At 70.3% G+C, this 19,062-nt stretch carries 24 protein-coding genes and 1 pseudogene; 12 read left to right on the top strand and 13 right to left on the bottom strand.

The window, feature by feature from the left end:
- Position 1 precedes the first annotated feature (1 nt).
- Both ACYVIP_RS01075 and ACYVIP_RS01070 read left to right on the top strand, forming a co-directional pair.
- Positions 2-901, top strand: coding sequence for an N-acetylmuramoyl-L-alanine amidase (locus ACYVIP_RS01075; protein WP_460390950.1), 900 nt, complete (start codon positions 2-4; stop codon positions 899-901).
- A 2-nt stretch (positions 902-903) separates the two neighbouring features.
- Entirely contained in the window at positions 904-1,251 is a 348-nt protein-coding gene (locus tag ACYVIP_RS01070) for a hypothetical protein (protein WP_460390948.1), read from the top strand.
- Between the two features lie 303 nt (positions 1,252-1,554).
- Here ACYVIP_RS01070 and ACYVIP_RS01065 read toward each other — a convergent pair whose 3' ends face one another.
- The 6 genes from ACYVIP_RS01065 to ACYVIP_RS01040 all read right to left on the bottom strand — a co-directional run bounded on the left by ACYVIP_RS01065 (position 1,555) and on the right by ACYVIP_RS01040 (position 3,805).
- Positions 1,555-1,860 carry a helix-turn-helix domain-containing protein gene (locus ACYVIP_RS01065; RefSeq protein WP_460390946.1) on the bottom strand — a complete coding sequence of 102 codons (306 nt, stop codon included), beginning with the start codon at positions 1,858-1,860 and terminating at the stop codon, positions 1,555-1,557.
- Between the two features lie 81 nt (positions 1,861-1,941).
- Complete coding sequence (locus ACYVIP_RS01060) at positions 1,942-2,547, bottom strand: hypothetical protein (RefSeq protein ID WP_460390944.1); 606 nt, start codon at positions 2,545-2,547, stop codon at positions 1,942-1,944.
- On the bottom strand, positions 2,544-2,879 hold the full coding sequence (locus tag ACYVIP_RS01055) for a hypothetical protein (RefSeq protein WP_460390942.1): 336 nt from the start codon (positions 2,877-2,879) through the stop codon (positions 2,544-2,546). The genes ACYVIP_RS01060 and ACYVIP_RS01055 overlap by 4 nt, the downstream gene beginning before the upstream one ends.
- Before the next feature lie 289 nt (positions 2,880-3,168).
- On the bottom strand, positions 3,169-3,408 hold the full coding sequence (locus ACYVIP_RS01050) for a hypothetical protein (protein WP_460390940.1): 240 nt from the start codon (positions 3,406-3,408) through the stop codon (positions 3,169-3,171).
- Complete coding sequence (locus tag ACYVIP_RS01045; RefSeq protein ID WP_460390938.1) at positions 3,405-3,605, bottom strand: hypothetical protein; 201 nt, start codon at positions 3,603-3,605, stop codon at positions 3,405-3,407. Before ACYVIP_RS01045 ends, ACYVIP_RS01050 begins: the two co-directional genes overlap by 4 nt.
- Before the next feature lie 5 nt (positions 3,606-3,610).
- On the bottom strand, positions 3,611-3,805 hold the full coding sequence (locus ACYVIP_RS01040; RefSeq protein WP_460390936.1) for a hypothetical protein: 195 nt from the start codon (positions 3,803-3,805) through the stop codon (positions 3,611-3,613).
- A 155-nt stretch (positions 3,806-3,960) separates the two neighbouring features.
- Between ACYVIP_RS01040 and ACYVIP_RS01035 the strand changes: the two genes are divergently transcribed.
- Together ACYVIP_RS01035 and ACYVIP_RS01030 are read left to right on the top strand one after the other, a co-directional pair.
- Positions 3,961-4,812, top strand: coding sequence for a helix-turn-helix domain-containing protein (locus ACYVIP_RS01035; RefSeq protein ID WP_460390934.1), 852 nt, complete (start codon positions 3,961-3,963; stop codon positions 4,810-4,812).
- Positions 4,809-4,997 (top strand): DUF397 domain-containing protein, encoded by a 189-nt coding sequence (locus tag ACYVIP_RS01030; protein ID WP_460390932.1) that lies wholly within the window; start codon positions 4,809-4,811, stop codon positions 4,995-4,997. Before ACYVIP_RS01035 ends, ACYVIP_RS01030 begins: the two co-directional genes overlap by 4 nt.
- A 46-nt stretch (positions 4,998-5,043) precedes the next feature.
- Here the strand turns inward: ACYVIP_RS01030 and ACYVIP_RS01025 are convergent, their stop codons facing one another.
- Positions 5,044-5,376, bottom strand: coding sequence for a hypothetical protein (locus ACYVIP_RS01025; RefSeq protein WP_460390930.1), 333 nt, complete (start codon positions 5,374-5,376; stop codon positions 5,044-5,046).
- Between the two features lie 65 nt (positions 5,377-5,441).
- On the bottom strand, positions 5,442-6,185 hold the full coding sequence (locus ACYVIP_RS01020; RefSeq protein WP_460390928.1) for an SGNH/GDSL hydrolase family protein: 744 nt from the start codon (positions 6,183-6,185) through the stop codon (positions 5,442-5,444).
- Positions 6,186-6,515: 330 nt separating this feature from the next.
- Between ACYVIP_RS01020 and ACYVIP_RS01015 the strand changes: the two are divergent.
- Positions 6,516-6,905: pseudogene (locus tag ACYVIP_RS01015) on the top strand (RtcB family protein); the annotation flags it as partial.
- A gap of 66 nt (positions 6,906-6,971) precedes the next feature.
- On the opposite strand, the gene ACYVIP_RS01010 reads toward ACYVIP_RS01015, so the two are convergent.
- Genes ACYVIP_RS01010 through ACYVIP_RS00995 form a run of 4 tightly spaced genes read right to left on the bottom strand, consistent with a single transcriptional unit; the run spans position 6,972 to position 11,602 of the window.
- Positions 6,972-9,611, bottom strand: a complete 2,640-nt coding sequence (locus tag ACYVIP_RS01010; RefSeq protein ID WP_460390926.1) for a VIT domain-containing protein — start codon at positions 9,609-9,611, stop codon at positions 6,972-6,974.
- The gene (locus ACYVIP_RS01005; RefSeq protein WP_460390924.1) at positions 9,608-10,216 is read right to left on the bottom strand and encodes a MerR family transcriptional regulator; all 609 of its coding nucleotides are present in this window, start codon (positions 10,214-10,216) and stop codon (positions 9,608-9,610) included. Before ACYVIP_RS01005 ends, ACYVIP_RS01010 begins: the two co-directional genes overlap by 4 nt.
- Before the next feature lie 53 nt (positions 10,217-10,269).
- The gene (locus ACYVIP_RS01000; RefSeq protein ID WP_460390922.1) at positions 10,270-10,620 is read right to left on the bottom strand and encodes a metallopeptidase family protein; all 351 of its coding nucleotides are present in this window, start codon (positions 10,618-10,620) and stop codon (positions 10,270-10,272) included.
- Between the two features lie 4 nt (positions 10,621-10,624).
- Positions 10,625-11,602, bottom strand: coding sequence for a septum formation family protein (locus tag ACYVIP_RS00995; RefSeq protein ID WP_460390920.1), 978 nt, complete (start codon positions 11,600-11,602; stop codon positions 10,625-10,627).
- 76 nt (positions 11,603-11,678) lie between these two features.
- On the opposite strand from ACYVIP_RS00995, the gene serS reads away from it, so the two are divergent.
- Together serS and ACYVIP_RS00985 are read left to right on the top strand one after the other, a co-directional pair.
- Entirely contained in the window at positions 11,679-12,938 is a 1,260-nt protein-coding gene (gene serS, locus ACYVIP_RS00990) for a serine--tRNA ligase (RefSeq protein WP_460390918.1), read from the top strand.
- 201 nt (positions 12,939-13,139) lie between these two features.
- A complete protein-coding gene (locus ACYVIP_RS00985) occupies positions 13,140-14,078 on the top strand; it encodes a DMT family transporter (RefSeq protein ID WP_460390916.1) in 939 nt (312 codons plus the stop codon).
- Here ACYVIP_RS00985 and lhgO read toward each other — a convergent pair.
- Complete coding sequence (gene lhgO, locus ACYVIP_RS00980) at positions 14,075-15,253, bottom strand: L-2-hydroxyglutarate oxidase (protein WP_460390914.1); 1,179 nt, start codon at positions 15,251-15,253, stop codon at positions 14,075-14,077. The two genes, ACYVIP_RS00985 and lhgO, sit on opposite strands and share 4 nt — an antisense overlap.
- A 234-nt stretch (positions 15,254-15,487) precedes the next feature.
- Here lhgO and ACYVIP_RS00975 point away from each other — a divergent pair, with 234 nt between their 5' ends.
- The 5 genes from ACYVIP_RS00975 to ACYVIP_RS00955 all read left to right on the top strand — a co-directional run bounded on the left by ACYVIP_RS00975 (position 15,488) and on the right by ACYVIP_RS00955 (position 19,061).
- Positions 15,488-15,646, top strand: coding sequence for a hypothetical protein (locus ACYVIP_RS00975; RefSeq protein WP_460390912.1), 159 nt, complete (start codon positions 15,488-15,490; stop codon positions 15,644-15,646).
- A 71-nt stretch (positions 15,647-15,717) separates the two neighbouring features.
- The gene (locus ACYVIP_RS00970) at positions 15,718-17,025 is read left to right on the top strand and encodes a lipopolysaccharide biosynthesis protein (RefSeq protein ID WP_460390910.1); all 1,308 of its coding nucleotides are present in this window, start codon (positions 15,718-15,720) and stop codon (positions 17,023-17,025) included.
- A gap of 2 nt (positions 17,026-17,027) precedes the next feature.
- Positions 17,028-17,819: a glycosyltransferase family 2 protein gene (locus tag ACYVIP_RS00965; RefSeq protein WP_460390908.1), complete on the top strand. Its 792-nt coding sequence runs from the start codon at positions 17,028-17,030 to the stop codon at positions 17,817-17,819.
- On the top strand, positions 17,812-18,174 hold the full coding sequence (locus tag ACYVIP_RS00960; RefSeq protein WP_460390906.1) for a DUF2304 family protein: 363 nt from the start codon (positions 17,812-17,814) through the stop codon (positions 18,172-18,174). Before ACYVIP_RS00965 ends, ACYVIP_RS00960 begins: the two co-directional genes overlap by 8 nt.
- Complete coding sequence (locus ACYVIP_RS00955) at positions 18,171-19,061, top strand: glycosyltransferase family 2 protein (RefSeq protein ID WP_460390904.1); 891 nt, start codon at positions 18,171-18,173, stop codon at positions 19,059-19,061. The genes ACYVIP_RS00960 and ACYVIP_RS00955 overlap by 4 nt, the downstream gene beginning before the upstream one ends.
- Position 19,062: the final 1 nt, after the last annotated feature.

Below are 19,062 nucleotides of genomic sequence, written 5' to 3'. Positions count from 1 at the left end.
CATGGACATCATCAGCAGAGGGCGTTGGGGAGCGCGCTACCAGCGCGGGTTCGGGCCGGCGCCGTTGCCGGCACAGGAGGTGTGGCTGCACCACTCGGTGACCGGCGCACCAGCCGCCGATCTCGTCCTCGAGGCGGCCGCGATGCGCACCCTGGAGGACATCGGGCAGCAGCGGTTCGGCGGGGGCATCAGCTACACGTTCGCGGTCATGCCCTCTGGCCGGGTCTACGAGGGCCACGGCGTGGACCGGCAGGGCGCGCACACCGCCAACCGCAACAGTATCGCCCGCGCGATCGTGCTGGCCGGCAACTACGACGCCGAGCCGGTCACCGAGGCCCAGGTACGCGCGGTCGCTGAGCTGCTCCAGCACGGCCACGCGGCCGGCTGGTGGCGTGCGGCCCGGCTCACCGGCGGCCACCAGCAGGCACCCGGCGCGGAGACGGCCTGTCCGGGCCGGCACGCCATGGCCGTGATCCCGAACATCAACAGGCTCGCCGGCGGCGGGCTCATCGAGGAGGACGACATGCCCACCCCCAAGGACCTGCTCAACTGGCCGGTCGCCCGGCAGGGCTCGAAGCTCGGCGGCCGGACCACGCTCGGCGCGGTGGTCGCGAACATCGACCGCGCGTGGGAGATGCAGACCGCCCGCGACGCCGCGATCCTCGCGGCCGTCACCACGATCAGCCGTGACCCGGGGATCACGCCCGGCCAGCTCGCGGCCGTGGTCGACCAGGCGGTCGCCGGGCACACCCCGACCGCCGAGCAGATCGCCGCCGCGTCTCGACCCGCGATCGCGGACGCGGTGGCCGCCGCGCTCGGCGCCGACAACGAGGGCCAGGCCGACGCGATCGTGGACGCGATCGTCGACCGGCTCGCCAACACCAACACCGAGGAGAACTGACGATGTCCGACCGTCTCACCGCGTGGGTGCGCACTGTCGTGCCCACCGCCTGGTCCGCGCTGGTGGCGTGGCTGGTGTCGCTCGGCCTGCCGGCGGCGGTCACCGACGCGGTCGCCGGCCTGGCCGACACGCTGATCGTGCCCGTCGTCCTGGCCGCCGTGTACGCGCTGCTGCGCTGGGTCGAGCCGCGGCTACCACGGTGGCTGGCGGTGCTGCTGCTCGGGTCGTCGCGGCCGCCGGTCTACGACCCGGTGGCCGCGACGACTGCCGGCAACCTGGCGGTGCTGGACTCGATGGCCCACTGGGGACGCGACGCCGAGGAGCACGCGAAGATCCTGCGCTCCACCTGATCGGGACTCAGCGGCCGAAGCCGTCGGCCAGCACGTCGTCGATCTTGTCCGCGATGCTGACGCCGTCGCCGGGCGCGGAGGCGAAGAACGCAGGCAGCGGCGGTGGCTCGTCGTCCACACCTACACCGTAAACCTGACTCCCGCCCTGGTGTCCACCTAACGCCCTGGCGGGCCGCGCCCCCCACGCCACGACCGGCGTCACCCCCTTCGCCGGTCGTGGAGTGGGGGGCGTTTTCGCGCGCCCGGTTCAGACGACCCTCAGCGTCTCCAGCCGGTCGCCCCGCCGGACCAGCACGTCGTTGGTCATGGCTCCTCCTCGTTGGGGACCGAGCCGGCGCCCTGACACGTCGGGCACGGGCCGGTCGGGTGGACTCGTCGCCGTGCCCGCGTCAGCAGGTCGCCCGCGTCGATGCTGAGCGCGTCGCACACGTCAACCAGCCTGTCGATCGAGATCGCGCGCACGCCGGTCTCCCAGCCGGCCAACGTGTTGACCGGCACGCGACGCCGCAGCCGCTCGATGAGCTGGGGGCGGGACAGGCCGGCGGCACCCCGTGCTAGGCGTACCTCGATGCCGGCGGCCCGTGCCACAGCCGCTGTCGAGTCAGGCATGGCGTGTCGCCTCGCCGTCCTGTCGCAGTTGGGCGATTGCGTCCAGGATGCGGGTCTCCTCGTCAGCGTCCTTGGGGGTTGTCATCCTCCCCGGCCTCTGAGAAGCGGCGAGGTATCGGCCACCACCTGACGCACGACTGGGCCACCTGGTGGCCGGATCGTGGCACCTGTCCGGATCAGGGCACGGGCCACCGCCCGGTCGGTCAGCTCGTACACCTCGGACAGCACAGCCATGCTGTCGCCGCGCTCGTACCGCTCACGCAGTTCCTGGTCCATCTTGGGGTTCGTCGTGGACCGTCGGGGCGTTCTGATCGTCGCTCCGGCGGCGACCAGCGCGTCGCGCACGGTATTCGGTGTGGTCAGGTACTGGTCGGCGAGCTCGAGTGCGCTGGCGCCCTCCTCGTACCGGCGCCGCATCTCGCGCGCCTGCGGCATAGTCCACGCGCTGCTCTTCGCCACTCCTATGCGCCCACGAACGACGGTGATCTTCTCGTTGCCGGCGGCGCGCCGGATCAGCACCTCGTCACCATCGGTTCGGATCGTGCGGTACATGAGGGTGCCCGCGGCGACCAGCCGCCGCAGCGCCTCAGGGTGGGATACGCGCTCGCGGTCCGCGTAGTCCGTCACGGCGCTAGCCATGGCAGGGGTGAGGTCGACAGATAAGCGTGATGGCACCGCCACCGTCACCGCCCTCCGGCGTCGCCGATGTCGCCGAGCTGGCGGTCCAGCCGCAGCAGCTCCTGCCGCCGCGCCTCCCCGGCAGCCGCGGTGAGCAGGTCCGCGATCGGACCCCAGTCGTACGGCATGCCACCCATCACCTGCGCGACGTGCCGGTCGACGATCGGCGTCAGCTGCCGCAGGCCCGCGACGAGATCGAGCTCCTCGCCGGTCGGGCCGGTGATCACCTGCTGCGGCACCGACCGCGCCACGGTGCGCATCACCCGCGAACCCACCTGGTGGGGCGTACCCGTCGCGGCCAGCTCTCCCGTGGGGACCGGGTCGTCAGCGTCGGTCATCATCACTTAACCCTCCGTTGGGGACCGGGGACTGGGGACTGGTGGGTGCGACCGTGCACGGTCGCACCCACCAGTGGTACGGGGTCCCCGGCGGGCACGGGGGCGTGCGGTGTGCCCGCCGGGGACCGGGGCGGGGGTGAACACCAAGGGGCCCCCGCCCCGGGGCCGGGGGGAGCACAGCCACACGCATCCCTCGCGGGCGTGCTCGACCCCCGGCCCCACCTGTCGACAGCACCGATGGGGATCTCCCTGGCTGTCGACGACTCATCGCACGGCGCCAGGCCGTGGGCGATCATCCCTGCCTCCGCTGCTTCATCGCCAGATGCAGCGACTGCCAGGCGCGGACCATGCCTGCGCACTCAGACTCCGACACCTGCACGGTGCCGGAGGCGACCAGGTGGCCGTCCATGCGGCGGAACGTGACCGTCCCTCGGCCGTCCACTCCGATGCCGACCACGTAGGACAACTCCCGGTCCTCCGAGTCCCAGGCCTCGCCCTCGATCTGCAGGCCGTCGAACGGCTCCACTGTCATCTCGCTCCCGTCCCTGCCTCGCTGGTGATCTCCGTGCACGCCGGGCACCGTCGCGCGGTCGGGTCGTCCACGCACGACGACGTCCGGCCGACGTGCGCGCACACGGCTGTCGAGGTCAGCTCGCCGAGCCCGGCGTACGCGTGCCGTTGGCCATCCCAGGACCGACGCCAGAGCACCTGGGATGCGCGTGGATGCATGGTGATCACCACGCCCCACGTCGTCGGATGGCCTCGATCTGGGCGTCAGTCAGCCCCTGCTTCATCGCATCGATCACGCGCGGCTCGAGGATGGCGACCTCGCCGGGCGGCGCAGCGAGTACGACATCGTGCTGCGCGGAGATGAAGATCCGGAACTTCTTCTCGCGACCCGCGCCGTCTCGGCAGCTGACCTCGCGCACCCATGGGTCTGGCATGCTGCCCTCCCGCTACCCTCGCGGCACGGTCCGTTGCATATTGGCACGTTCCATAATGAGTGGAACGTTCCAACTACGCAAGGCTCGGATGGGGGAAAGGTTGCGTGGCCGCCTGTAACGGCTCGGCTAGGGTGACGTCCATGGCGACCGGCTCTCACCGCACACGGCAGCTCGCTGCTGTCCTCCGTGACATGCTGGAACGCTCGCCGGCAAGTGCCCGCGAGGTCGGGAGGCAGCTCGGTATCTCCCACACCAAGGTGAACCGCTGGCTGAGCAGTGAGACCACGCCGGATGCCGAGGACGTGTCGGCGCTACTTGCCGTTCTCGGCGTGACCGGCGACGAACGCGACCGCGTGCTGTCGATGGCACGTGCCAGCGAGACGGACTGGCTGGTGTCCGGGCCACCCGGTATCCAGCCCCAACTGGCCAGCGTGATGGAGTGCGAGCGCGACGCCGAGCGCATCACCGAGTGGGCGCCCCTGGTGATCCCGGGCCTACTGCAGACAAGCGACTACGCCCGCAGCGTCATCGGCCGTGGCGGTGACCTTTCGGTGCAGGAGGTCGAGACGCGGGTGATGGTCCGGATCACGCGCCGCGACGCACTAACGCGCCGCCGGCCGGTGACACTGGACGCGCTCATCGGTGTGCCGGCGATCCGCGGCGGCATCGGCGGCCCTGAGGTGATGGCCGACCAGCTTGCGCACGTCGCCGACATGGCGCAGCGTGACAACGTCACTGTGCAGGCGTTCGACTTGGGTGGCGAGTGGTCGCCTGCGCACGTCGGGCCGTTCATCATCTACGAGTTCGCGGACATGCCTCCGACCGTCTACCTCGAACACTTTCGGTCCGGCGCGTTCCTTGTTGACCAGGACGATGTCGCCGCTTACCAGACCGCGGCGGAAGAGATCCGCCGGGCGGCGATGAGCCCCGACGTGACAGCCGGGCTCATCGCCGATGCCGACCCCAGCGACAGCATGGAGACGACAGAATGACCGTACCTCAGCAGGATCAGCGGTGGCGGAAGTCAAGCCGCAGCCAGAACGAGGGTGCCTGCGTCGAGATCGCTGGCACCCTCGACGCCGTGCGGGACAGCAAAAGCCCATCCGGCCCGATCCTTACGGCGGATCTCCGATGCCTGGTCCGCGCGGTGACGACCGGCTGGCTGGATCAAGCCTGACCCTCTCGCACGTGCCCCCGGCTCGTCGGCCGGGGGCGCGGCCGTGTCAGGTCGCAGTGCCTGGCGCAGCTTTTCTGCGCGTCGACACGATGAGGCCGACGAGTCCTATGCCGGCCAACGGGCCCGCCCAGAGGCGGCGGCCGCTGATCTCCTCGGCGCACTGCTCTGCAGCCGATTGGCCGCCGACCGTGCTGGACCGGGGAAACATCTCGTCGGCAAGGGCGGCGTTCTCCACCTCGTCGCTGGTTCCCCAGAGGCCACCCCCACAGGTGACCTCGGCGTACGTGGCGTTGGAGATCGTGATCGGCAGCAGCAGCGCGAGCGTCGCGACGACGAGCACGGCGCCCGCTGCGAACCTCAGGGCCAGCATCTTGGGCATGGCGGAAACCTCCGGCATCGACGGGCGCCCTCGGTGAAGGTGTCGTCCGCAGCCGTGTTCGCGTATCAGCATGAGAACAGCCAGGTCCAGAACGCCGCGGCGACCACGAGGTGCGAGTGGTCGAGCAGGTGGATCCTGTCGGGGTGGTAGAACTTCGCCCAGTCCGGGTCGCTCGCGGATGGCAGGTACTGGCGTAGGTCCACCATGGCGGTGATCTCGGAGACCGCGACCGCCTGGATTCGTTGCTTGTACTGCTCCCACGAGTAGGTCGGCGACGGCACGCGGGCGGTCCACTGGACGGCGAGCAGGATCGCGGTGCGCGGACTGATGGTCTGGATGTCGTCGACCAGCTGGCGAAGGTTCGCCTCGAACACCCCAGGCTGAACCTGGGCAAGGTACTCGTTGGTGCCGAGCGAGATGATGGCCAGGGCTGGCTGATGAGCGCCGATGTCGGCGACGGCGCCGGTGGTGCTCGGCCACCGGCCGCCTGGCAGGTAGCTGGCCGCCGAGGCGCCGTTGCGGGAGTAGTTGTACGACTCGGCACCCCAAGCGGAGTCGGCGCGCTCGGCGACCCGCTTCCACCACCCGTAGGTCGTGGGGTCGTAGGTGCCGTCGGCGCTGGAGTAGCCAGCGGTCAGGTAGCCAGTGCCGGATGACCCGCCCAGCAGGGCGAGGCTGTCCTTGTACGCGCACCAGGTTGAGTTGCTGAGCGGGGCCGCCTCGGCGCGGCGGGGTTCACCGCTGGCCAGCAGGATGGTGACGAGCAGGATGGCGAGCGCGGCCGCGGCCGCGCGCACGGCTGTGCGCATGAGGTTCTCCCTGGGGTACGGATACTCCCCGGCACCCGGACGGGCCCGGGGGTGCTCTTAGGAGTGGGGCCCGGCCGTCGGGATGCGCAGAAGGCCGGAGAGGTGGCGCCGCCAGAACGGGCTACGCGCGTGTCGCGGGCGGCGTCGCCTGCGCGTCGCGACCGTGGCGAGTGGCCCCGGTCGACGAGCGCGCGGAGTTCGTCGTACAGCTCGTGGACGGCGGCGGAGATGATCTCGGCTGGGTCGATGGTGGCGGTGGTTGACATGCGGTCTGCCCCATATCTGCCCCATGATCTTGGGCATCCGGGCAGGTCAGCGCATTTTCTTCACCACCACAACTATGTCGCCGAGGAGATTCATTTCGGTGAGGAGGTTCTGGTGACTCGCAAGGGTGCCATCCGAGCGGGTTTGGGTGAGCTGGGCATCATTCCGGGCTCCATGGGGACGGGGTCGTACATCGTGCGCGGGCTTGGTAACCCGGATTCGTTCGAGTCGGCGTCGCATGGCGCCGGTCGGCGGATGTCGCGGACCAAGGCCCGCAAGCAGTTCACCGAGGCGGACCTGGCGGCGCAGACGGCGGGCGTGGAGTGTCGTAAGGACGCGGGCGTCGTGGACGAGATTCCTGGTGCGTACAAGGACATCGACGAGGTGATCGGTAACCAGACCGACCTGGTGGAGATCGTCGCGAAGCTCAAGCAGGTGGTCTGCGTCAAGGGCTGAGGGGTCGGCGCGCGCCGGCCGGTCATCCGGTCGGACCGGCGCGCGCCGTTTTCCTGGACGGGTTGGTCAGCGCTTCCAGAAGAAGCTGCGCGGCGGCGGTTTCGGCTTGGACACCGTTTCCAGCGTGGTCAACGCCATGAACCAGAGCGAGTCGGCCATGTTGGGGTTGTCGGACGGGTCCGCGATGTCGTTGGCCAGGATCGTCATCGAGTCGACGGCGGTACTGCGTTCACCTGTCGCGCGCCAGTGGGCCAGCAGCGGCTTGATGCGTGCGGACAGGGCGACCAGGAGGGCCGCACGTTCCCAGACATTGAGGTCTTTGGTGTCGATGAGATGGTTGCGCTCCTTGATGGCGAAGGCGGCCAACGTCGGGAGCGGACCAGGCGCGGTGGGGAACTGCGGATCGTCAGCCGGCGTGTCTGCCGGCGACGTGCCAGTTGACGCGGTTTCGGCCAGCCATGAAGGTGAATCCGACGCCTTCGGCCCGGTCGCGGGTGGGCCTGCCGGCGGGCTGGGTGCCGGTGGGACAGCGGGTCGTCGCCCCAGCGATCGTGCCTTAGGAGCGGGACGTTCGTACTGGTTGGGCGCCCTTTCCGCAGTGAACCCGTCGGTGCCGAGCCCCGCGAAGCCGGAGCCGAAACTCATGGTCCTGTCGACGCCGTGCGCGCTCGCCGGCGCGGCACCCATCCGACGCGCCGACCCGTACGACATCCCCTGAGCAGCCACCGGCGCTGATTCGGCGAAGCCCGCTGGGGATTCCCAGCCACTGGGGAGATCGACCGGCTGGGTGACGCGATGGACTCTGCCGGACTCGTTGACCACCCGTTCATCGATGGCCACGAACGCGGTGAACCGGGACAGGACCCCGTACCTCAGCGACGTACTGACGATGCGCTTCTCCAACTCGGCCGGGTCGCTCCCGCCCACGACGTAGTTGTCCTCAAGATCACGGATCCGTGCTCGGGCCCACAACGCCGCCAGGCCTGGGTTGTCGCTCGCGCTGGCGGTGACCGTCGTGCGCCAGCTGCCGGTGCCGACACCCGAACCCGAGTCGGCGGTGGCGCCGGTGCCGGAGACGGTGAGACCACCGGTCGGCCGCCCGGTGTAGCGGCCGGTGACCACCGTCGGCGCACCCTCGAACAGGTCGGGAAGCGCTGCCGGCGCGAGGGAGCCGGCATCGATCTTCAGGTCGTGCGGCGCCAGGCGCAGCCCGGTGACCACCGCCGCCGCGATCCTGCGGTGAATGTGCTGCATCGCCTCGTCCAGCCGGTCCTCGGACTCGACCAGTTCGTAGCGTCCGCTCGATCCGGCTAGACGCTGCAGGAATGCCTCGTTGACCGCTCGGTCGATGCCGATCGTGTGGACGCGGACGCCGCTCAGCGCGGGCCGCAGTTGGCGCAGCAGCTGGTCCTCGTTGCCCACCTGACCGTCGGTGACCAACACCAGCACCCGATCGCGGTCGGTATCGGCACCCAGCATGCCCGCGGCCGAGGTCAACGGCCCCAGCATCTGGGTGCCACCGTTGGCATCCAGGCCGGCCAGAAACTCGACCGCCCGGAACCTGTGGTGATCAGTCGCGGCCACCAGGCCTTCCGGCAGCGTCGGTGGCGTGCTGACGATGTGGTCGAACGCCAACACCGCGAACCGGTCGGTGCTACTCAGCGTGTCGACGATGCGCGCTGCCGCCCGGCGGGCGGCGACCATCTTCCACCCGCCCATCGATCCCGAGCGGTCCAGGACGAGCACGACGTCCCGAGGGCGCGGCGGGGCCGACCGCACCGGGGGCAGCACGGTCAGTGCGAACGTGCCGCCCGCGGCCTCGTTGTCCGTGTCGTCGTTCGTGTCGTCGTCCGTGTCGTCGTTCGTGGCGTCGGGTCGGATCGCGAGCGACGTGCGGATCGCGGGCTCGTCGGCGAAGTTGAGGCGGAGCAGGAAATCCCGATCCGCGCGCTCACCGGGCTCGAGGCGGACCCGAAGGCCCGTCGGACTGTCCTCGGTGGTCGCCGTGGCATGCAGGCTGGTCGAGACACCCGTCAGCGGCAGACCGGCCGGGTCCACGTCGACCGCGACGGACAGCCTGATCGGATTGGGGAAGCCGGGCAGCAGGACCGGCGGGCTGATCCGGGACGCGTCGGGGACCGCGTCGGTGTCCGGTGCCACACCGTCGCCGACCTGACCGCCGGGAAGCGGCTCACCGGGGATGAAGCGCGGCGCGACCACCAACGGGAACCGGAACGTCGCCGCACCGTCCTCATAGGACAGCGCGCCGGCGAGCGTCACGTGCACCCGGACTCGCTCACCCGGCATGATGTTGCCCACCCGCATGGTGAACACCCCGGGCCGCTCCTCCTCGGCGATCGAGGCGCGCTTGCCGTCGGTCACCGCGCGGTCGTAGTCGGCCCTGGCCTGCTCCCGCTCCTTCAGCACGCCCTCGACGGTCCGGCCGTCCGCCTCCATGCGCAGCGCGGTGACCGCGGCGCGCGGTGGCAGCGGGAAGATGTAGGTCGCCTCCAGCGGGGTTGGGTGCGGGTTGTGGAAGCCCTGGGTGAGTTCGATGTGCGAGGCGAGTCCGGTGACCATCGCCCGGACATCGATCGAGTCGAGCGGCAGGTTGCCCTCGTCGGTCACGAGGCAGCCAAGGCCGTCGTCCTCAGCCGGACGAGACGGAACCTCGGTCGGGTCCATGAGGTCGACGCGCGGGTTCATCGGTTTTCCTTTCGGGGAGAGTGCGCGAGGCCGATGCGGTCCAGCAGTTCGAGCAGCGGTGCCGCGGCGGCCTGTATCGCGGCGAGCTCGTCGGCGTCCGGCGGCCTGGTGGCGGCGTCCAGCGTGACAGTGACACTGTCACCCAGACGGATGGCGTGGATGAGTTCGGCCCCCGGCTGACTGTCACTGTCGGCGACACTGTCATCCTGGGGGGTGTCATTCGTGTGGGCGGTGGCTCGCCAGAAGTCGTCGACGCGGACCTGCTGGGGGGACCAGGCCACGTCCATCCGCGGTACCTTGGCGAGGTCGGCCAGCCGTTCGTTGGTGGCGCCGAGGAGTTGTTCCTGGATCTCGGCGAGCGTCCGGCCAGCCGCCTGCAGCCGCTTCACGGCGGCTAGTTGTAGCAGGTGGCGAGTGCCGTAGAGGGCACTGCGGCCACGCGTGCCCACCGGCCGGTCCACCAGTCCGATGGTGGTGTACCACCGGATGGTCCGGCCGTTGGGCAACTCCCGCACCCGGCCGTTGGACTGGCCTTCGTAGCCGTCCGACAGTAGGTCGGCCACGCGGTCCGGGAGCTGCTCGAGGGTCCACAGCTCGTCGTTCATGCTGGCATCTTGACAGTTTTTGATGACAGTGTCAATGTTGCAGTATGAACGCCTCAGCCCCAGCCGAGCTCGTGCAGCCGCGCGTCATCGATCCCGAAGTGATGGGCGATTTCGTGGACGACCGTGATGGCGACCTCCTCCACCACGTCCTCCTCGTTCTCGCAGATGTCGAGGATCGCCTCGCGGTAGATGGTGATCCGGTCCGGCAGCACGCCGCCGTAGTTCGAGGTCCGTTCCGTGAGCGCGACCCCGTGATAGAGGCCGAGCAGCGACGGTTGCTCCAGGTCCCGGTCCTCCACCAGCACCACGACGTTGTCCATCGCGGCGGCGAACTCCTTGGGGATCAGGTCCAGCGCGTCGCCGACCAGTTCCTCGAACCGCTGGCGGCCCATCTCCACGCGCACCGGGTCACCGGCCAGGGCTCGAGGGCGGTGGCGCGGTGGACGAGGGCAGCGGAGCTGCCTGGACGCTGCCGCGGACCGGGCGCAGTTGCCCGTTGGCCTCACGGGCGCCGACCTTGCAGTTCACCAGATGTGAGCCCGCGGTCCAGCTCTCCTGCTTCAGCGTGTCCGAGTAGAGAGACAGCTTGCTCGCCTGCAGGTTGGCGTTGCCGGTGTACTTGTTGGCCACGGGCGGGCAGAGGTCAACGAGCTTCTCGCGTTGAGCCGCTTCGCTCGGGTATGTCTTGGGGTCGAACGCGGTACTCAGGTCGACCTCGCCCACCACCTCGTAGGCGTGGGCGTTCTCGCAGGGGACTGGGTCGCCGACCTGGCCTTCGATCAGTGCGAAGCAGGTACCTGCCTCATGCACGTTCGACTGGTCCTGTTCGGCGGCGGCGCCGGTCGTTGGCAGGAGTCGTTCGCCGGATGGGGTGACGCGTTGGATGCCGCAGCGCAGTCGCCGGTCGCCGTTGCTCCACTGCTCGGCGCTGGGCTTCAGCGCGCCTGCCGTGTACCTGCCGAACGGGTCGAGAGTGCCACCCAGGTACTTCGTCGCCTCGGCGGTGCATCGCTCGGTGACGATCTGCTGCCACTCCTGCTCAGCCGGCGGCTTGGTCTTGCTGCCGTACTCGCCGCCGATCTCGACGTTGCTGGTCACCTCGAAGGTGTGGTCCTTGTCGCACGCCACTCGACGCATGTTCTGTGGCTTGTCGTGCGGCCAGTCCAGACATGTGCCGCTCGGCGAGTCGAACGCCTCGGCTGCCTCCTGCGCGGTTGTGTCCGCCTTGCCTTCGACCGACACCGGCCAAGAGAACAGCATGCTCCCGCTGAGCACGGCCAACGCGCCGATAAACGCACCGGCCATGACCAAGCGGGTACGCATGGTGCTCCCCCGAGAGCCCATCGATTTGCCTCGTCCCGTCTTGCTGCCCATGACGGCGTCCATAATGCCAGCGTTGGTGGTGTGCGCAGGCGCCGAATCACATTGTCGGCACAAACCGGTTCCCGGATACGCTCCCGTGATGATCGACCTGAGGACACTGCGTGATGATCCGGAGGCGGTTCGCGCATCTCAGCGCGCCCGTGGTGAAGACGAAGGGCTGGTCGACGCGCTGCGTTCCGCGGACGAGCGGCGCCGGACGTCCGTAGCCAAGGCGGACGGTCTTCGGGCGGAGCAGAAGCAACTCGGCAAACAGGTCGGGCGCGCCAGGGGCGAGGAGCGTGATCAACTGCTCGCCCGGGGTAAGGAACTGGCCGCGGCGGTCCGGGCCGCCGAGGCCGAACAGACCGCGGCGGAGGCCGAGCTGGCCGAGCGGCACTCGCTCGTGCCCAACCTGATTCATCCGGACGCGCCTGCCGGTGGCGAGGACGACTACGTGTTGCTCAAGGAGGTTGGTACCCCGCCCACGTTCGACTTCGACCCAGCCGACCATCTCGACCTCGGCGTGCGGCTCGGTGCGCTGGACACCGAACGCGGGGCGAAGGTGTCCGGTGCCCGGTTCTACTTCCTGACCGGCATCGGCGCCCAGTTGCAGCTGGGCCTGCTCAACCTGGCCGCCGCCCAGGCCACCGCGAACGGCTTCACCCTGGTGATCCCGCCGGTCCTGGTCCGTCCGGAGATCATGGCCGGCACCGGTTTCCTCGGCGCGCACTCCAGCGAGGTCTACCGGCTCGCCGAGGACGACCTGTACCTGGTCGGCACCTCGGAGGTACCGCTCGCCGGGTATCACGCGGGCGAGATCCTCGACCTGTCGGCCGGACCGCGCCGGTACGCCGGGTGGTCGTCCTGCTTCCGCCGTGAGGCCGGGTCCTATGGCAAGGACACTCGCGGGATCATCCGCGTGCACCAGTTCGACAAGGTCGAGATGTTCGTCTACTGCAAGCCGCAGGACGCCGAGGCCGAGCATGCCCGGCTGCTTGCCTGGGAGGAGGAGATGCTCGCGAAGATCGAGGTGCCGTACCGGGTGATCGACGTCGCCGGTGGTGACCTCGGGACAAGCGCGGCCCGCAAGTTCGACTGCGAGGCGTGGGTTCCGAGCCAACGGCGGTACCGCGAACTCACCTCGACCTCCAACTGCACCACCTTCCAGGCCAGGCGTCTGTCCGTGCGCTATCGCGACGAGGACAACCGCCCGCAGGTCGCCGCCACCCTCAACGGCACGTTGGCCACCACCCGCTGGATCGTCGCGATCCTGGAGAACCACCAGCAGGCCGACGGCTCGGTCCGGGTGCCGACCGCGCTACAACCGTTCCTCGGCCGCGACGTGCTCACCCCAGGGTGACCCACAAATCGGTTGGGGTGGACGAGGTGTGCGTCGTAGCCTGCCGGGCGTGCATCGGACCTTCCCGATAACCCCACCACCCCGCTCCTGAGCGGGGTGTCGCTGACGGCGTGGCTGGTGGCCACGCCTACTTGACGCTGCTCGGGCGAACGCCCCGCGGACGAGGACAGCACATTCCTCCGACGCCTGGGAGCGTTCACCTTGACCATCCTGTCCAACAATCCCGCGCGCTCGTCCGCGCTCCTGCTGGCAGTCGCCGGCATCCTCTGGGGGACCGGCGGACTCGCCGGCGATCTGCTGCAAACCGCCGGTGACCTGCACCCTGTTCCGGTCGCGGCCTATCGGCTGCTGGTCGGCGGGCTGGTCGCGACCATCGTCGCGGCGGGGCTGGGGCAGCTTCGGCACCTGCGTGGCCGGGTCGCCGCGCGGCGGCTGGCGGCCACCGGCCTCCTGTTGGCCGAGTTCCAGGCGGCCTACCAGGTAGCCGTCGAACGGATCTCGGTCAGTTTGGCCACCCTCATCACGATCGGGTGCGTGCCGGTGTTTGTCGCCGGGTTCACCGCCGTGCGGGAACGGCGGCTCCCGGCGCCGCGCACCATCGCGGCCATCGTCGCGTCGGTTGGTGGGCTCGTGTTGCTGTCGGGGGCGCCGGGCGGGGGCGCTGATGGGTGGCGGACGGCGGTCGGTGTGTTCACGTCGCTGCTGGCCGGGGCTGGGTTCGCGACGTTGACGCTGGTCAGTGCGCGTCCGGTGCCGGGGCAGGGGGCGGTCATCTCGGGTGGGCTGCTGCTGGGTGGTGTGCTGTTGACGCCGTTCGCCGCGGGGTACGGGATGGCGCCGGCGGTGACCGGGGAGGTGTTCTGGCTGATTGCCTATCTCGGGATCGTGCCTACCGCGGTCGCCTACGGTGCCTACCTCCTCGGGCTGCGGCAGGTGACCGCGACGGCGGCGGCGTTGGCCACGATGCTGGAACCGTTGACCGCGACCGTGCTCGCGGTCGCCTTCCATGGCGAACGGCTCACCGTCGCCGGGGTGATCGGCGCACTGCTGATCGCTGGGGCGCTGGCCCTGCCGTCGCGGAGCGCACACCGCGACGGCGACGTGCTGCGCGGTGGCGACGTGCTGCGCGGTGGGAGCTAGCCGACCTGGTCGGCCACGTGCCGGGCGATCTCCAGTGCGCTGGTCGCCGCCGGGGACGGGGCGTTGAGCACGTGCACCTGGTTCGGCGCGGTCTCGATCAGGAAGTCGTTGACCAGCCCGCCGTCGGGCATCAGGGCCTGGGCGCGGACACCGGCATGTGCGCGCACCAGGTCCTCGCGGCCCACCGCCGGCACCAGCCTGGCCAGGCTCTCGGCGAACCGTCGACGGGACAGCGACCGCAGCACCTCGTCGGCGGCGGTCCGCGGATACCTGCGCGCGAGGCGCCACAGACCGGGAAAACGGGCCGACTCCGCCACGTCGCGCACCGACACGTCCCGCCACCGGTAGCCCTCGCGGCGCAGCGCCAGCACCGCGTTGGGCCCGGCATGCACCGAGCCGTCCAGCATCCTCGTCAGGTGCACGCCGAGGAACGGCAGTGTCGGATCCGGTACCGGGTAGATCAGGCCGCGTACCAGGTGCGCCACTTCGGGCCGCAACGTGAAGTACTCACCGCGGAAAGGCACGATCCTGGCCTTGGGCACCACGCCGGCCAGCCGCGCCACCCGGTCACTGTGCAGACCGGCGCAGTTCACCAACGCGTCCGCGCGCACGACATCGGTACCGGTCGCCAGCTCCACGCCACCGCCACGGCCGCGGCGGATCGCGAGCACCGGGGTGTTCAGGCGCAACTCCGCCGCGCGCACCGCCAGCTCACCGACCATCGCGGCGCACACCGCCGGGAAGTCGATGATCGCGGTCGACTCCACCCGCAACGCCGCCACGCACGCCACCTCGGGCTCGTAGCGGTGCGCCTCCTCGGGCTGGATCAGCTTGGCCGGCACGCCGTTGGCCTCCGCGCGTGCCGCCAGGGTCCGCAGGTCGGGCACCTCGGCCGCGCTGGTCGCGACCACCAACTTGCCGCACACCGACACCGGCACGCCGTGCGCCCGCGCATAGTCCACAATGGACCGGTTGCCGGCGACCGACATCCGTGCCTTGAACGAGCCTGGCTCGTAGTACAGCCCGGCGTGCACGACATTCGAGTTGTGGCCGGTCTGGTGCGCGGCCCACCGGTCTTCCTTCTCCAGCACGGTCACCCGGTCGCCTCGAGCCGTCAGCTCCCTGGCCACCGCGAGCCCGAGAATCCCGCCGCCCACCACCGCCACGTGTCGCACGGTCAGTGAGGCTACTGCCGACCGAGCCCCAGCGTGCTGCTCATCGGCAGCATTCCCGTCCCGACCACGGCCATCGTCACCGGCATCGCCAGCTGGGCCAGCCGGCCGAGCGCCTCGAGTATCCCTCCCACTTCGAGGTCATGTTCCGGCCAGAGCTGTGCCATCCCGACGACCCCACCCTGGCCGCCGCCAGGACCCGCACCGGCGACCTGCTGCGCGCGGCCATCGCCGGCGATGGCCCGCGACGCCGACCACGGCCTGCTGGCCGTCTGGTCGATCGCGCACGGGTTCGCCACCCTGCGCCGCACCGGCAACCTCGACCAACTCCTCGCCGGCCGGGACCCGGAGACCGAGTTCGCGACGATGGCCCGCCAGCTGACGCCGCCGCACTGACGCTGCCGCACTGAAGCTGCCGCACTGACTCCGCCGAAGGGCCGATCTACCGCGTTCTCTACCGTTGGCGCGTGGCCAGCCTGCAACAGCGATTCGGTCCGGCGCTCTACATGGGCGGGGGGCTCGCACTCGTCGGCATCGCCGGCTTCGGGTTCGTCTCCCTCGCCGGGCACACGCTGCCAGCGGCGGAGTTCGCCGCGATCACCAACTTCTACCTGATGGTCAACATCATCGGCCCCGGGCTCTTCTCCGCGCTGGAGCAGGAGACCAGCCGCTCGGTCTCGGCCGGGCTCGCCGCCGGCCGAGGGCTCGGGACCGTCGTCCAGCACGCCTGGAAGCTCGCCGCCGGGCTGCTGGCCGCCGTGCTCGTCGTCCTGCTCGCGGTCTCCGGGCCGATCACCGACAAGACCCTCGCCGGCCAGTGGGGACTCATCGCCGCCGTGTTGCTCAGCGTGGCGACCTCGGCCGCGGTCTACCTCGTCCGGGGGGTGCTTGGCGGGACCCAGCGGTTCACCGGCTACGCGGCCACGCTGGGTGGCGAGGGCATCGCCCGGATCCTGCCGTGCGTCGTGATCGCGCTCTCCGGCATTCCGGACGCGGTCGGGTACGCGCTCTTCTTCGCCGCCGGGTCCGGGTTCGGTGCCATCGCCGGGCTGCTGTGGCTGCGGCGGCCGGCACAACCGGCGGCCGACGTGGTCGCGGCCGAGCCGCTGCCCGGGACCGGCCGGGAGATGGCGCGTGGCTTCTCCTTCCTCGTCGGCGGCACCGTGCTCATGCTCGTGGTGATGAACGTGGCGCCGATCGTGATCACGCCCCGCCTCGGCGACCAGGCCGCGACCGCCGCGGCCTTCGGCTCCGCGTTCGTGCTGGCGCGGATCCCGCTGTTCCTGTTCGCGCCGGTGCAGGCGATGTTGCTGCCCTCGCTGACCAGGGCGGCCACCCGCGGCGAGTACGGCGACGTGCGTGCCACGCTGCGCAAGATCCTGCTCGCGGTCGGCGCCATCGGGGTGCCCGGCGTCCTCGCCTCCTTCCTCGTCGGGCCGTGGGCGGTGCAGGTGGTCTTCGGCGCCGAGGTCCGGCTGCCGGCGGCGGTCGTCGGGTTGTTGGGGCTGAGCACCATCGGGTTGATGATCGGCCAGGTGCTCCAGCCCGGGCTGATCGCGCTCGGCCGCCACCGGTCGGTCACCGGCGCCTGGTTGGTCAGCGCGGTGGTCCTCGTCGGGCTGCTCGCGCTACCGGGTGACCCGATCCGTGCCGGGGTGATCGCGCAGCTCGTGGGTGCCGCCATGGTCGTGGTCATCATGCTGGTCACGCTCTCGCGTGCGCTGGGTGACCAGCCGGCGCCGACCGGAGCGCCGGCGGGGACCACTGCCGGCTAGTCTTGGTAGCCGTGTCAAGCAAGGCGCCTGTCGCGCGCGCGCTCATCGTGGTGCCAGCCTGGAACGAGCAGCGGACAGTGGGTGAGACCGTCCGCGAGATCCACGCCGCCAACCCGCACCTGCAGGTGCTGGTGGTGAGTGACGGCTCGACCGACCACACCGCCAAGGTCGCCAGGCAGGCGGGTGCGCTCGTCCTCGAACTGCCGTTCAACCTCGGCGTCGGCGGCGCCATGCGGGCCGGCTTCCGCTACGCGGTACGCCACGACTTCACCGCCGTCGTCCAGGTCGACGCCGACGGGCAGCACAACCCGGCCGAGGTGCCGGCGCTGCTGGCCAAGCTCGACGAGGCCGACGTGGTCATCGGCGCCCGCTTCTCCGACCGCGACGACGAGTACCGGGTCCGCGGCCCCCGCAAGTGGGCCATGGTGGTGCTGTCGAAGATCCTGTCCATGATCGCCAAGACCAAGCTCACCGACGCCACCTCCGGCTTCCGGGCGACCGGCGGGCGGGCGTTGCCGGTGTTCGCCGAGCATTACCCCGTCGAGTACCTCGGTGACACGATCGAGTCATTGGTGATTGCGATGCGTGCCGGATGCACGGTGACGCAGATCCCGGCGCGGATGCGTCCCCGCCGCGGCGGCAACCCGTCCCACCGGCCGATCAAGTCGATGATCTACCTCTTCCGCGCCGGCTTCGCGCTGCTGCTCGCGCTGATCCGCCGGTGGGAGATTCCCCAGCAGGACGAGCCGGAATCGGCCGACGCGCCGGTCAAGGAGGGCAGCTCCCGTGGATAACACCACCTACGTGGTCGGGCTGGTGGCCACGATCCTCATCTTCGCCGGCATCGTGGAGTTGCTGCGCCGCCGCCAACTCGGCGAGAAGTACTCGGTGCTCTGGCTGCTGGTCGGGGTCGTGCTGCTGATCTTCTCGATCTTCCCCGCCCTGCTCGGGTCGCTCGCCCTCGCGCTCGGGGTGGCGATCCCCAGCAACCTGATGTTCTTCCTGGCCATCATCTTCCTCGTGGGCGTCGCGCTGCACCTGTCCTGGGAGGTCTCCCGGCTGGAGAACGAGACCCGCAAGCTCGCCGAGGACCTCGCGATCCTCCAACTCGACGTGGCCGAGCTGAAGCGGGAGAAAGTGACCGAATGACCACGCTGGACATCATGGTCCCGTTCTACGGCGAGGTCTCGCTGCTGCGCGAGGCCGTCGGCAGCGTGCTCGACCAGGACGACCCCCGCTGGCGGCTCACCGTCGTCGACGACGGCGACGACCCCGAGGTGGCCGAGTGGTTCGCCACCCTCGACGACGACCGGGTCCGCTACCTGCGCAACCCGCGCAACCTCGGCATCACCGGCAACTTCAACCGCTGCCTCGATCTCGTCGAGCACGAGCTGTGCACGCTGATGGGGTGCGATGACCGCCTGCTGCCCAACTACGTCGGCAGCGTGCTCGCCGTCAGCGCCGACCACCCCGACGCCGGCCTGATCCAGCCGGGCGTGCGGGTCATCGGCGGCGACGGCCGGCCGACCAAGACCCTGGTCGACGAGGCCAAACGCCGGCTGTACGCGCCGAAGGTCGAGGGTCGCCTGGAGATGTCCGGCGAGGACCTCGCGGTGAGCCTGCTGCGCGGCGACTGGCTGTACTTCCCGTCGCTGGTCTGGCGGACCAAGCTGCTCACCGGGCTCCGGTTCCGGGAGGAACTGCGGGTGATCCAGGACCTCGCGCTGCTGGTCGACCTGGTGGTCCGGGGCGCGAAGCTGGTGGTCGACGAGACGGTGGCCTTCGAGTACCGCCGCCACGGCGCCAGCGAGTCCTCCGCCGCCGCCTTCGACGGCTCCCGGTTCACCGAGGCCGGGGACTTCTTCGTGGACACCGCCGACCGGATGGTCGCCCACGGCTGGCCGAGGGCGGCCAGGGTGGCCCGCCGGCACCTGTCCTCCCGGCTGTTCGCGCTCACCATGCTCCCGCAGGCGGTGCGCCAACGCGCCGGGATCGGCCAGCTGACCCGGCACGTGTTCGGCTCCGGGCGCAGCTGAG

It is taken from the genome of Actinophytocola sediminis, assembly GCF_054779715.1.
This window is presented reverse-complemented; position numbering and strand designations above follow the sequence as displayed.